The sequence below is a fragment of the Tsukamurella conjunctivitidis genome, assembly GCF_007858475.1.
In the GTDB taxonomy this organism is placed as follows: domain Bacteria; phylum Actinomycetota; class Actinomycetes; order Mycobacteriales; family Mycobacteriaceae; genus Tsukamurella; species Tsukamurella conjunctivitidis.
Map to the genome: position 1 here is coordinate 1 of NZ_VIGX01000036.1, position 12,570 is coordinate 12,570.

The following is a 12,570-nucleotide window of genomic DNA, read 5'->3' on the forward strand; positions in this document are numbered from 1 at the left end:
CGACGGCCCGGCGCCGCGCAGCCCGGAGGCGCCGGCGACGAATCCGCTGCTCGCCTCGCTCGGGCGGGAGGCGCGGGAGTTGCAGCAGCGGATCGCGCCCATCGCGGGCGCGGACGTCCATCACGCCGCACCCGCCCGCCCGGCGACGGTGCTCGGCGCGCTGCAGGCGTCGGTCGCCGAGGACACGCCGCTCTCCGGGGACTACACGCCCGACGGCTCCGTCGAGTTCCACGCCTGTCACGGCCCCGCCCGCATGATCGAGGTGCTCCGCGAGCGATTGGTGCGGCTGTTCGAGGACGATCCGACCCTGCAGCCCCGCGACGTTCTGGTGACCTGCCCCGACATCGAGACCTACGCGCCGCTGATCCGCTCCGCATTCGGGCAGGCCGTCGTCGGGGCCGCATCTCCGGAGCCGCTCCCGGGCACCGAGCAGGTGCATCCGGCGCAGCGGCTGCGCGTGCGGCTGGCGGACCGGGCGCTGCGCTTCACCAATCCACTGCTCGACGCCCTGGTCACGGTGCTGGAGATCGCCGACGGCCGTGCCACTGTCGCGCAGGTGCTCGACCTCGCCGCGACGGAGCCGGTACGCCGGCGGTACCGGTTCGGGGATTCCGACATCGAGCGGCTGCGCGCCTGGGCGGGGCCGTCGGGCGCCCGCTGGGGGCTGGACGCTGCTGGCCGGGAGCGCTACGGCCTCGGCGGCTTCCCCCAGAACACGCTCGCCACGGCGCTCGACCGCATCGTTCTGGGGGTGGTCGCGGACGAGTCCGCAGGGGAATGGCTGGGCCTGGGGCTGCCGCTCGACGATGTGGACTCCACCGACATCGATCTCGTGGGCCGGTTCGCGCAGTTCCAGGACGTGCTCACCCGCGCAGCCGCCGACAGCCGCGGCCGGCGATCCGCGCGCGCGTGGGCGGAATCGCTGCAGCGGCTGATCGGCGAGGTGGGGGCTGTGCCCGCCGCCGACTCCTGGCAGGTGACCCAGGCGGGGCGCGAGATCACGGCGGCGCTCCGCGACGGCGCCGACCGCGATCTCACCCTCACCGAGGTCCGGGCGATGCTCGCCTCGCGGCTGTCCGCCAAGCCCACGCGGGCGAACTTCCGCACCGGCGAGCTCACGGTGTGCACGCTGGTGCCGATGCGGTCGGTGCCGCACCGGGTCGTCGTGCTGCTGGGGCTCGACGACGAGGTCTTCCCCCGCTCCACCCGCTACTCGGGCGACGACGTGCTGGGCCGCACCCCCTGCGTCGGCGAGCGCGACCCGCGCGCCGAGGACCGCGAGCTCTTCCTCGACGCCGTCACCAGCGCGACGGACCGGCTGCTCGTCTTCTACACCGGCGCCGACCCGGTGAAGGGCACGCGCCGCCCGCCCGCGGTGCCCGCCTCGGAGCTGCGGGACGCCACGCAGGCCCTGCTCAGCGATCCCGCAGCGGACGGGCTCGAGTTCCGGCACCCGCTGCAGCCCTTCGACCCGGTCAACTTCGATCCCGCGGCGTTCGGGCAGCAGACGCCGTTCTCCTTCGATCCCGCGGCGTACGCGGGTGCGGTCGCCGCGCTGCGCGCGCCCGCGCCCCCCGCGCCCTTCCTCACGGAGCCGCTCGCCGCCTCCGTCGTCGAGGACGTCGACCTCGACGCCCTCGTCCGGTTCTGCGAGCACCCCGTCAGGGCCTTCCTGCGGCAGCGCCTCGGGTTCACCGTCCCCGACGCCGACGAGGAACTCGCGGAGGCGCTGACCATCGCGCCCGACGGCCTGCAGAAGTGGGACATCGGCGAGCGGATGCTGGCGTCCGCGCTGGCCGGGGTACCGCCGGAGAGGTTCGCCGCGGCCGAGGTGCGGCGCGGCACGCTCCCGCCGTTCGCTCTGGGCTCGGCGGTGCTGGCCGACATCGGGGCCACCGTCGCCGAGCTCGCCCGCGTCGCGGCGCCGCTCATGACCGGCGCCGCGACCACCGTCGACGTGGCGGTCGACATCGGGGACGGGCGACGGCTCGTCGGCTCGGTGCCGGCGGTCCGGCCCGACGGGGTGGTGCGTGCGTCCTTCTCGCGGCTCGCGCCCAAGCACCGGGTCGCTGCGTGGATCGCGCTGCTGGCACTCGCGGGAGGCGGGCACGACGGTGCTTCCGCCGTCGCGATCGGCCGGGCCCGGTACCGCGGGGTGCTCACCTCCCGGCTCCGGGTACCGCCCGATCCCGTCGCGGTGCTCCGCCAACTCGTCGACCTGCGGGATCGCGGCCTGCGCGAGCCCCTGCCGCTGTTCCCCTCGGCGTCGACGGTCTACGTCGAGCGCGGCACGGCCGGCGCACCGGGGCAGCAGGCGCTCGAGGCCGCGCGGGCGGAGTTCGAGGGGAGTTTCGGCGACGGGAAGGATCGGTCGATCCGGTACGCGTTGGGGGAGAGTGCCTTCGACGACGCGCTCGGCCCACCCCAGGGCGCAGAGGCCGAGTTCTCACGCGCCGGCACGCGGTTCGGAGCGCTGGCCGCGCGCCTGTGGGTACCGATCCTCGCGCACGAGGAGATGAGCTGATGAGCACCCGCGAGCCCGTCCTGGGGGCGACCCCCTTCGAGCTGACGGGCCCGCTGCCCGCCGGGCCCACCACCACGGTGCTCGAGGCCAGTGCCGGCACCGGCAAGACTTACGCCATCGTGGGGCTGCTCGCGCGCTACGTCGCCGAAGGCGTCGCCGAGCTGGGGGAGATGCTGCTCATCACCTTCTCCCGGGCCGCCACGCAGGAGTTGCGCGAGCGCGCCCGCGCCCGGCTGCTGTCCGTCGAGCGGGCGCTGCGCGACCCCGCCGCGGCCGCGGCGTCCGGCGACGAGCTGATCCGCCACCTCGCCACCGGCGACGCCGGCGAGATCGCCGCCCGGCACCGTCGGCTGGTCACCGCTCTCTCCGACTTCGACGCCGCCACGATCACCACCACCCACGGCTTCTGCCAACGCATGCTGGACGCGCTCGGGCTCGCGGGCGACCTCGAACCCGGCGCCGTCTTCGTCGAGGACGTCGACGATCTGGTCCAGGAGGTCGCGGAGGACGTCTACCTCGGAATGTTCGCCGGCCGCGAGCGCGCGCCCTTCCCGCTGCCGGACGCACTCATCTACGCCCGCACCGTGGTCGCGAATCCCCGGGCCGAGATCACCCCCGCCGACGCGGAACCCGGCTCGGAGACGGCGTTGCGGGTGGACTACGCCCGGGCCGTCCGCCGCGAAGTGGACCGCCGTAAGCGGATGGGTCGGCTCCGCGACTACGACGACCTGCAGGGTCTGCTGCGCGACGCGCTGACGGACCGGTCGCACGGGCACAGCGCGTGCGCCCGGCTGCGGGCGCTGTACTCGGTGGTCCTCGTGGACGAATTCCAGGACACGGACCCGGTGCAGTGGGACATCCTGCACGCCGCTTTCCACGGCACGGCCACGCTCGTCCTCGTCGGCGACCCCAAACAGGCCATCTACGCCTTCCGTGGTGCGGAGGTCTACAGCTACCTCAGCGCCGCCGAAGCGGCGGACCGGCACCAGGCGCTCACCGTCAATCACCGCTCCGACGCGCCGCTCGTCGACGCCCTGCAGCACCTCTACGGCGAGGTCGCGCTGGGCGATCCCCTCATCGTGGCGGGGGCCGTCGAGGCGCACCGCGCGGAGTCCCGGCTCCCCGGGGGCCCGCCGCTGCGCCTGCGTCACCTCGGTTCCAACGGACTGGGTCCCAAGACCCAGTCCGGGATCCCCTACGTGCGGAACGTGCGCCCCGCCGTCCTGCGCGACGCGGCAGCGGACGTCACCCGAACGCTCACCGCGGGTGAACAACTGGAGGTGCGCCCGGGCGAGAGCCGCGCGCTGCGCCCCGGCGACATCGCTGTGCTGGTCCGCAAGAACGCCCACGTGGCCGAGCTCCAGGCACTCCTGCAGGATCACGGCGTGCCCGCCGTTGCGGCGGGCGGGGCCAGCGTCTTCACCACGGCCGCCGCCGTCGACTGGCTGCGGGTGCTGCAGGCGCTGGAGAACCCCGGCCGCGGTGACCGGGCCCGCCTCGCCGCCCTCACGCCGCTGTTCGAGTTCACCGCCCGCGACCTCGACGAGCGCGGCGACGAGCTGGTCTCGGCCATCAGCGGGCGGTTGCGGACCCTGGCCGGGATCTTCGCGCGGTCCGGATTCGCGGCGATGTTCGACGCGCTGGCCACCCGCTCCCGCTTCGACGAGCGCCTCCTCGGCCGCGTCGGTGGCGAGCGCATGCTCACCGACCTGCGGCACGTCGCCGAGCTGGTTCAGCACGCCACGGTCACGCTCGGCCTCGGACTCGGCGCGGCCACCCGGTGGCTGGCCGACCGCATCGCCGACCCCGGGCTCGGCGGAACCGCCGACCCCGCGCGGCGCCTCGCGACGGACACCGCCGCCGTCCAGCTGATGACCGTGCATGCGAGTAAGGGCCTGCAGTTCCCGGTGGTCTACCTGCCTTTCGGCTGGGACGACGGCTCGTTCGGCGGCAAGAAGACCTTCGTCTTCCACGACGAAAGGGGAGACCGCCTCATCGACGTGGGCGGCGAGTACGCGCCCGGCTACGCGGAGCGGTACGCCGTCTCGCAGAAGGAGGCGGCGGGCGAGGAACTGCGGCTGTTCTACGTCGGCGCCACCCGCGCGCAGTCCCGGCTCGTGCTGTGGTGGGCGCCCGGCACCACGACCCGGAGCTCGCCGCTGCACCGGCTGCTCTTCTCCGAGGTGGGAGGCGGCCGCATCCCCGCCGATCAGGCGCCGATCCCCCGCGACGCCGACGTGGCCCCGAAGCTGCGCGAGTGGGCCGCGCCCGTCGCGGCGGCCGTGTCCATCGAGGCGGTCGACCCGTCCGCGCCCGCGCCCGCGGCGTGGCGTCCCGACGATCGCACCTACCCGGCCCTCGAACTCGGCCGCGCCGTGCGCCGCATCGACCCCACCTGGCGGCGTACCAGCTACTCGGCGCTCGTCGCCGACGCCGCGCACGGCCCCGCTGATGCCGCGCTCGATACGGGCAGCGAGCCCGAGGATTCCGTCACCGACGACGAGCCGACCGACGAGCCGATGCTCGCGCCCGCCGCGGCGGACGGTGCTCCGTCGTCGCTGATGAACGGACTGTCGGGCGGCGCGGTCTTCGGCACGCTCGTGCACGAGATCCTCGAGCACGTCGACACCGGTGCGCCGGACCTGGCCGCCGAAGTGCTGGCCCGCTGCCGTGAGGCGGCCGAGTTCGGCGCCACCCCGGACGATCCGGCCGAGGTCGCGGCGGCGCTCGTCGCCGTGCTGCACACGCCGCTCGGCACCGGCGACCTGGCACACCTGACCCTCGCCGAGATCGCGCCCGGCGATCACCTCGCCGAGCTGGACTTCGAATTGCCGCTCGCGGAGAACGACGACGCCCGTGCGGCGACGCTCACCGCGATCGCGGACCTCCTCGACGAGCACCTGCCCCCCGGCGATCCGCTCGCCCCGTACGCGGAGCGGCTGCGCGAGGTGCCCGGCGCGGCACTGCGCGGCTACCTCACCGGCAGCATCGACTCGGTGCTGCGGGTCGCGACGCCCCACGGCCCGCGCTTCACCGTCGTCGACTACAAGACCAACCGGCTCGCGCGGGGGGACCTCACCACCGCCGACTACACGGCGGAGGCGATGGCGCGGGAGATGATCTCCTCGCACTACGTGCTGCAGGCGCTGCTGTACTCGGTCGCGCTGCACCGCTTCCTGTCCTGGCGGATGCCCGGCTACGCGCCGCAGACCCACCTCGGCGTGATCCAGTACCACTTCGTGCGCGCCATGATCGGTCCCGACGGTCCGCCCGGCGCGGGCGTCTTCGAATGGCACCCGCCCGCGGCGCTCGTCGTCGCGGTGTCGGACGCGCTGGCGGGGGGAGCGGCATGAGTACTCTGCTCGAGACCTTCGCCGACGCAGGCGTCCTCGGCCCGGCGGACGTCCACGTCGCGTCCACCCTCGGGCGCCTCGGCGGCGAGTCCGACGAGGCGGTCCTCCTCGCCGCCGCGCTCGCCACCCGCGCCGTGCGCCTGGGGTCCGTGTGCCTGGAGCTCTCCCGCCTCCGGGATGTCGCGGTCGACGGGGAGGACGAGGTCGACGTGGCCGCCCTGCCGTGGCCCGAGGACGCCGCGGTGCTGGCGGCACTGCGCCGCAGCCCGCTCGTGCTGGGTGCCGCGTCGGGCCCGCTGCGGCCGCTGCGGCTCGTGGGAGACGAGCTGCTGTACCTGGATCGGTACCACCGGCAGGAGGAGACCGTCCGCGCGATCCTCGACGCGCGCTCCGGCGCGGCGTCCGGCGTCGACGCCGCACGCCTGCGGGAGGGCCTGCTGGCCCGCTTCCCCGAGACCGGCCCCGACCGGCAGCGGCTCGCGGCCGCCGCGTCGGTCCTCGGGCAGACGACGGTGCTCGCCGGCGGTCCGGGTACCGGTAAGACCTACACCGTCGCGCGGATCCTGGCGCTGCTGTTCGATCAGCACGGTCCCGATCTGCGGATCGGCCTCGCCGCGCCCACCGGCCGCGCGGCGGCGCAGCTCGCGGGCGAGGTGCGCGCGCAGGGGGCGATGCTCGGTTTGCCGCGGGACATCCCCGCCCAGACGATCCACCGCATGCTCGGCTTCAAACCCGGCAACGCCAGCCGGTTCCGGCACGACGCGACCAACCATCTGCCCCACGACGTGGTGGTGGTCGACGAGACCTCCATGGTCTCGCTCACCATCATGTGCCGGCTGCTGGAGGCGCTGCGGCCCGAGGCGCGCCTGATCCTCGTCGGCGACCCGGACCAGCTCGCCTCGGTCGACGCCGGCGCGGTCCTCGGCGACCTCGTCGCTCGCGGGGTGACGACGGCCCCGTCGCCCGAGCTGGAGGCCCTGCTGGCGGACGAAGCGGCGCGCACCGGGAATGACGAGGCGAGGCTGGACGGGGCCGAGCAGGCGGACGCCGCGCGCGGCGTCGTGCGGTTGCGACGCGGCCGTCGGTTCGCCGGTGCCCTCGGCGATCTGGCGGACGCGGTTCGCCGCGGCGATGCCGACCGCGTCGTCGAGCTGGCGCGCGCCGGCGGCGACGGCGCCATCGAGTGGTGCGAGCCCGACGACCTCGACGGGCTGCGGGCGGACGTGGAGCGCGCCAGCGCCGTGACGGTCGGTGCCGCTCAGCGCGGCCTCGCGGCCGAGGCCGCGACCGGAGTTCAGCTGCACCGCGTGCTGTGCGCGCACTCGGAGGGACCGTCGGGCGTGACCCGGTGGGCGCAGCTCGCCGAGGAGTGGGCGGGGGTTCGCGGTGGCGGCGGCTGGTACGCCGGCCAGCCCCTGCTGGTCACGGCCAACGACTACGACACCAAGGTCTACAACGGCGACGTCGGCGTGGTGATCGCCCACGAGGGCGACCCGGCCGATCTGCGGGCCGCGTTCGCCCGCGGCGGCGACGTCGCGCTGCTGTACCCGAACCAGCTGGTCGCGGTGCGCACCGTGTACGCCATGACGATCCACCGGAGCCAGGGCAGCCAGTACGAGGCGGTCTCGGTGGTGATCCCGCCCGCCGACTCGCGGTTGCTGACCCGCGAGCTGCTGTACACGGCGATCACGCGCGCCCGGCAGCGCGTGCGGCTGGTCGGGGGCGAGGAGGCGCTGCGCGCCGGCGTCGAACGGCAGGTGTTGCGGGCGAGCGGCCTGCGGGGTGACGCTGGGGTATGACCGAGAGCAGGCGGGTCCTGATCCAGGGTGCCGGGGCGGTGGCCGCGGCGGCGGGTGCACTGCTCGCGGGCGCCGGTGCCGAGGTCCGGGCCGCGTCCCGCCGCGACGGCGTCGTTCTCACCGCCGTCGGTCCGGCCGGCGAGGTACGGCACGTACCGGTGGTCCGCTACGCGGACATCGAGCCGGGCACCGTCGACCTGCTGATCCTCACCGCCGCGCCCGGTGAATTGGACGGCGCGACGGTGCGCGCGCTGGTCGCGGCCCGGCCGACGGTCGTCGGCGTCACCAGCCCCGTCATCGGTGACGCGGCGATCGCCCAGCGGACCTTCCCCGAGGCCGATGTCGTCACGCTGGCGCCGGGCCTGCTCTCCTTCGCGACCTCCCGCGGCACCGAGACCCGCGCCGAGTACTGGGTGCCGCCGCTGACCCCCGCTCTCTCCGCGGTGGCGGTGGAGGGTTCTCCGCGGGACCTGCCCAAGCGCCTCGCCGCGGAATACCCGACCGTGATCGGGCGCGCGCCCGCGAAGGCCGCGGCGGCCGTGGGCGTGCTCATGGTGCCGTACGCGGCCGAGCTGGCGATCGCCGACGGCGACTGGCCCACCTTCCTGCGGCGGTTGCAGCGACCGGGGCGCGCGATGGCGGAGGCCATGCGCGCCGACGTCGGGCTGCCGGTCCTCACGCCGCCCCCGATCGTGGTCCGCGCGGTCCTGCGGCAGCTGTGCCGGTCCGCGCCCTTCGACTTCCCCAAGTTCGCGGGCAACCACTTCGTCCGGCACGCCGACCAGAGCCTGCGCATCCTCGACGCCTGGCGCGCCATGACGCCGCGCGCCACGCCCGCGCTCGATTCGCTGCGCGAGGACCTCGCCGCGGTGGTCTAGGGCTGCACGAGCAGGCGGATCGGGTTGCCCTCGTGGCGCTCGAGCCGCTCGATCCCGGCGGCGATGTCCTCCAGCGGCACGATGCCGCTGATCGAGCGGGACAGGTCCAGCCGTCCCAGCGAGACGAGCGTCGCGAGGGTCTCGATGTCGGCGTTCTTGTACCCGAGGTGGCCGAGCACCTGCTTCTTGGTCAGCCCGAGCATCGTCGTGGACCCGACGGTCGGTTCCTGATCGCTCATCCCGACGGAGACCAGGCGTCCGCCGACCGTGAGCTGGCCGAGCGCCTGCTCGAAGGTCGCCTTGAGGCCGACGGCGTCGAAGGCCACGTCGAGGCCGCGTCCGCCGGTGGCCTCCGCGATCTTCGCCCCGAGGTCCTCGTCCCGCGAGTCGAAGGCGTGGTCGGCGCCCAGTTCCAGGGCGCGCTCGAGGACCTCCGGGTTGATGTCGACCGCGATGATCGGCGCCGCGCCGACGAGCCGCGCCAACTGCACGACGTGGGTGCCGACGCCGCCCAGGCCCCAGACGCCGACGGACTCGCCGACGCCGACCTTGCCGGTGCGGACCACGGCGCCGTACGGCGTGGACACCGCGTCCGCGAGGATCGCGGCCTGCTCCAGCGGGACGTTGTCCGGGACGCGCGTGAGCCCGGCCGCCTGGGCGACGGTGTACTCGGCCCAGGCGCCGTCGTAGGCGAAGGCCATGATCTTGACCTGCGTGCAGTCGGCGAAGTTACCGCGCCGGCAGTTCGGACAGGTGGTGCACGGCCGGCCGGCGGCGACGATCACCCGGTCGCCCTCGGCCCACTCGGTCACGCCGGGGCCCAGCTTCGCGATGGTCCCCGAGGCCTCGTGGCCCTGCGTGACCTCCGGCAGCATCGCCGGGAACGTGCCGTTGATCAGGCTCAGGTCCGAGTGACAGATGCCGCAGAACGCGACCTTCACCAGCACCTCGCCGGGGCCGGGCTCGGGGATCGGCACGTCCTCGACGGTGATGGTCTTCGTGTCGGCGTGGAATCGCTGCGCGCGCATCGTGGAGGTCATGGCTCCATCATCCGGCGTACACCGGCGTCGCGAAGACGAACAGGGCCATGAAGGCGAGGTTGATGAAGTAGGCGGCCTCCACCAGGCTCACCGTGATGAAGAAGGGCTGGAGCAGCCGGGACGCCGCCTCGGGCTGCCGGGCGATGCCCTCGACGAGCTTCGCTCCCGCGGTGCCGTTGCCGATGCCGGCGCCGATCGCGCCACCGGCCATGATGAGGCCGCCGCCCGCGAGCGCTCCGGCGGTAATGATCGCGTTGACGAGGTTCTGATCAGCCATGACTGGACTCCTGACTCGGATGGAACAGGTCGTTGATCGCCGCGGCGGCGCGGGCCGCGCCGCCCTCGGCGCGCAGGGTCGCGCCCAGGCGCTCCGCCGCCGGACGGTGCTCGGCGACGGCGCGCAGGGCGGCCGCGAGGGGGTCGGCGGTCAGCGCGTGGCGGGGGAGCGGCGCGGTGCCCGCTCCGAGGCGGTGCAGCCGCTGAGCCCAGAAGGGCTGGTCCATGATCCCGGGAACCGGGACCGACGGGACGCCGGCGTGCAGGGCCGCCGCGGTCGTCCCGGCACCGCAGTGATGAACCACGGCGGCGCAGCGGGGGAAGAGCAGGGAGTGCGGTACCTCGTCGACGACGAGGATGTGGTCGCCGACCGGTTCGAGCGCGGCCCAGCCGCGCTGGACGACGGCGCGCACCCCGGCCGCGGCCGTGGCCTCGGCGAGGGTCTGCGAGATCGCCGCGCCGTTCGCCGTCGCGGTGCTGCCGAGCGTGACGGCGACGGGCGGCGGACCGTCGGCGAGGAAGGCCTCCAGCTCGGGTCCGAGCGCGCCCACCGGCTCGGGGCGGAGGTAACCGGTCACGCGCAGGTGCGCGGGCCAGTCGGCCGGGCGGGGAAGAACGTGCTCGCTGAACGGATACAGGACCGGCCAGTCCCGGGTGCGCTCCGCGCGGGAGGGCTTCGTCGGTAGCCCGAGGTCGCGGCGCAGCTCGGCGATCACGGGCGCGTAGACGCGTTCGGCGAAGCCGCCGGCCCACCAGACGAACCGGTTGCCGAGCCGCCCGTAGGAGCGCACGCCGAGGGCGGGCGGGCTGAAGTCGCCGGTGGGGGAGGCGGGCTGGAACATCACGCCCGCGCTGGGCACGCCGAGCGCGGCGGCGACGTGCCGGCCGAGCAGCGCGCCGACGGGGCCTTCGAGCAGCAGCAGATCGCTGCCGTTCGCGGCCTGCGCCATCGCCTGGCCCACGCCGCGCAGTCCTTCGCGCATCTCCTCGAGGGACTCCTTCGACGGGCGCATCGCGGCTCCGTCGACGAGGGCCTGCGAGGCCGGCGAGGCGAGCGTCTCGGCGCGGGTGTCCTTGGGCAGGGGCGCGTACTCGACGCCGGCGGCGGTGACCTCGCCGCGGTAGGGCTCCTGGGCGGCGAGGACGACGTCGGCGCCGTCGGACTGCAGTCGTCGGGCGAGGCCGGTGAGCGGCACGACGTCGCCGCGCGTGCCGAAGGCCAGAATCGCGGCCCTCATGCGAGGACCCCGCGGGTGAAGATGTCGACCAGGGTCTCGCCGTACGCGACCGGGTCGTAGGTCACGCCGACCGCGGAGAGGCGGGCCAGGTCGGTCGCCGCGCCGTCGAGGGCGCCGCGGAGCGCGGAGCCGGCGCGGACCGGGTCGAGGTCGGCGCGGAACTCGCCGCTGGAGACGCCGAGGGCGAAGATCGCCGCGGGGTCGAGCAGCGCGAGGTCGCCCTGCGGCGGGTTCGTCGCGGTGCCTTCGGTGACGGCTTCGTCGAACCGACGTCCCTCCGGCGTGCGGTAGGTGGTGGCGATCTCGCGCAGGGCGACCGTCTCGGCGCGGTGCTCGGCGAGGAACGTCGCATTGCCACGGATGTAGGCCGCGAGCTTGTCGGTGGCCGTGTCCGCCGCCGCGATCGCCGGGACGATGTGGCCGGCCGCGGTGGTGAAGACCGCGACGGTGACGGCGGCGACGAGCTCGTCCTTGGTCCGGAAGTGGTAGAGCGCGACGGACTTCGCGATGCCGACGTGCTCGGCGATCTTCGCGACCGACGCCGCCGGATAGCCGTGCTCGGCGATGACGGCGATGGCCGCGTCGACGAGCTGGGCCCGCCGTTGCTCGGAGGTGAACGTATCTCTAGACCGCATGGTCTAAACATAGACCGTGCGGTCTAGAGGTGTCCAGGGTCGGTGGGTTCGTGCAGGTCAGGCTACGCCGCGCAGGGGATCGTGCTCGGCCATGAGCTTGTCGATCCGCGCCTCGTCGACGCGCACCCGGACGCTGTTCGCCTCCTGCTGGTCGCGGATGACCTTCGCGAGGTTGAAGGTGCTGGTGATGAGGAACAGGGCGCCCACCAAGAGGAAGCCCCGCTGCCAGGCGTCGATGGGCAGGTAGAAGGCGCCGACGAGGAGGCTGCCGGACGAGACGGCGAAGGCGATCGCGGACTGGACGAAGAAGGCGGCTGTCGGCTTGGGCGCCGGTGCTGTGGTGGTCATGGTCACAAGCCTGCCGCGTACGTGACCTGGGCGGATGTGTAGAACTACCCGGTCGCGGTGGGTACTTCCGGCTGTGAAAGGGGCCACAGGATTGGGCGGGGAGGGCGCGTGGCTGCGATTCTTCTGTGAGAGACGATCGACTCAGTTCTATCGCGGCGAAGGAGGCGGCATGACGACGGTCCTGGTACTCGCGGTCCTCGCCGCGCTGGTCACGGCGGCGATCGGCGTCGCCGTGGCGGGGCCCGGCCGCCGGGCGGCCCTGCCGAGCCGGGTGCTCGTGCTGGTCCTCGCCGGGCTCGTCGTGGGCGAGCTGGTGTCGATGCTCGCGCTGAACGGCGCGATCGAGGATCGGCTGCGCGCGGACGCCGAGCGCTCCGCCGCGACGGCGCCCGCCGTGCGCGCCGCGCAGGCGGATCTCGACGCCGCAGTCGCCGACCGCGCCGCGCCCGATACCGCGGTCACCGAGGCGTCGACCCGCC

9 protein-coding genes and 1 pseudogene are annotated in these 12,570 nt (G+C 74.4%); 5 read left to right on the top strand and 5 right to left on the bottom strand.

Translation table 11 applies throughout. The annotated features are described in order from the left end of the window. From recC to FK530_RS24050, 4 genes are all read left to right on the top strand, one after another. The coding region (gene recC / locus FK530_RS24035) for an exodeoxyribonuclease V subunit gamma (protein WP_146489388.1) at positions 1 to 2,524 on the top strand (2,524 nt) is incomplete at its 5' end. Further along, the gene (locus tag FK530_RS24040) at positions 2,524 to 5,877 is read left to right on the top strand and encodes a UvrD-helicase domain-containing protein (RefSeq protein WP_146489389.1); all 3,354 of its coding nucleotides are present in this window, start codon (positions 2,524 to 2,526) and stop codon (positions 5,875 to 5,877) included. The genes recC and FK530_RS24040, both read left to right, overlap by 1 nt. After that, a complete protein-coding gene (gene recD / locus FK530_RS24045) occupies positions 5,874 to 7,676 on the top strand; it encodes an exodeoxyribonuclease V subunit alpha (protein ID WP_146489390.1) in 1,803 nt (600 codons plus the stop codon). Before FK530_RS24040 ends, recD begins: the two co-directional genes overlap by 4 nt. Beyond that, on the top strand, positions 7,673 to 8,554 hold the full coding sequence (locus tag FK530_RS24050) for a hypothetical protein (RefSeq protein WP_146489391.1): 882 nt from the start codon (positions 7,673 to 7,675) through the stop codon (positions 8,552 to 8,554). The genes recD and FK530_RS24050 overlap by 4 nt, the downstream gene beginning before the upstream one ends. Here FK530_RS24050 and FK530_RS24055 read toward each other — a convergent pair. The 5 genes from FK530_RS24055 to FK530_RS24075 are packed head-to-tail and all read right to left on the bottom strand — an operon-like array spanning position 8,551 to position 12,091. Then, positions 8,551 to 9,594, bottom strand: a complete 1,044-nt coding sequence (locus tag FK530_RS24055; RefSeq protein WP_146489392.1) for a zinc-binding dehydrogenase — start codon at positions 9,592 to 9,594, stop codon at positions 8,551 to 8,553. The genes FK530_RS24050 and FK530_RS24055 overlap by 4 nt on opposite strands. A gap of 7 nt (positions 9,595 to 9,601) precedes the next feature. Continuing rightward, positions 9,602 to 9,871: a F0F1 ATP synthase subunit C gene (locus FK530_RS24060; RefSeq protein WP_146437441.1), complete on the bottom strand. Its 270-nt coding sequence runs from the start codon at positions 9,869 to 9,871 to the stop codon at positions 9,602 to 9,604. Beyond that, positions 9,864 to 11,108: a glycosyltransferase gene (locus tag FK530_RS24065; RefSeq protein WP_146489393.1), complete on the bottom strand. Its 1,245-nt coding sequence runs from the start codon at positions 11,106 to 11,108 to the stop codon at positions 9,864 to 9,866. Before FK530_RS24065 ends, FK530_RS24060 begins: the two co-directional genes overlap by 8 nt. After that, the gene (locus FK530_RS24070) at positions 11,105 to 11,743 is read right to left on the bottom strand and encodes a TetR/AcrR family transcriptional regulator (RefSeq protein WP_146489394.1); all 639 of its coding nucleotides are present in this window, start codon (positions 11,741 to 11,743) and stop codon (positions 11,105 to 11,107) included. Before FK530_RS24070 ends, FK530_RS24065 begins: the two co-directional genes overlap by 4 nt. Before the next feature lie 57 nt (positions 11,744 to 11,800). Beyond that, the gene (locus FK530_RS24075; protein WP_146489395.1) at positions 11,801 to 12,091 is read right to left on the bottom strand and encodes a YiaA/YiaB family inner membrane protein; all 291 of its coding nucleotides are present in this window, start codon (positions 12,089 to 12,091) and stop codon (positions 11,801 to 11,803) included. Between the two features lie 169 nt (positions 12,092 to 12,260). Between FK530_RS24075 and FK530_RS24080 the strand changes: the two are divergent. Further along, a pseudogene (locus FK530_RS24080) lies at positions 12,261 to 12,570 on the top strand (DUF4407 domain-containing protein); the annotation flags it as partial.

Coding starts and splice junctions, on each gene's coding strand:
- recD (WP_146489390.1), top strand. CDS start 5,874: ATGAGTACTCTGCTCGAGACCTTCGCCGACGCAGGCGTCCTCGGCCCG.
- FK530_RS24055 (WP_146489392.1), bottom strand. CDS start 9,594: ATGACCTCCACGATGCGCGCGCAGCGATTCCACGCCGACACGAAGACC.
- FK530_RS24075 (WP_146489395.1), bottom strand. CDS start 12,091: ATGACCACCACAGCACCGGCGCCCAAGCCGACAGCCGCCTTCTTCGTC.
- FK530_RS24070 (WP_146489394.1), bottom strand. CDS start 11,743: ATGCGGTCTAGAGATACGTTCACCTCCGAGCAACGGCGGGCCCAGCTC.
- FK530_RS24065 (WP_146489393.1), bottom strand. CDS start 11,108: ATGAGGGCCGCGATTCTGGCCTTCGGCACGCGCGGCGACGTCGTGCCG.
- FK530_RS24050 (WP_146489391.1), top strand. CDS start 7,673: ATGACCGAGAGCAGGCGGGTCCTGATCCAGGGTGCCGGGGCGGTGGCC.
- FK530_RS24060 (WP_146437441.1), bottom strand. CDS start 9,871: ATGGCTGATCAGAACCTCGTCAACGCGATCATTACCGCCGGAGCGCTC.
- FK530_RS24040 (WP_146489389.1), top strand. CDS start 2,524: ATGAGCACCCGCGAGCCCGTCCTGGGGGCGACCCCCTTCGAGCTGACG.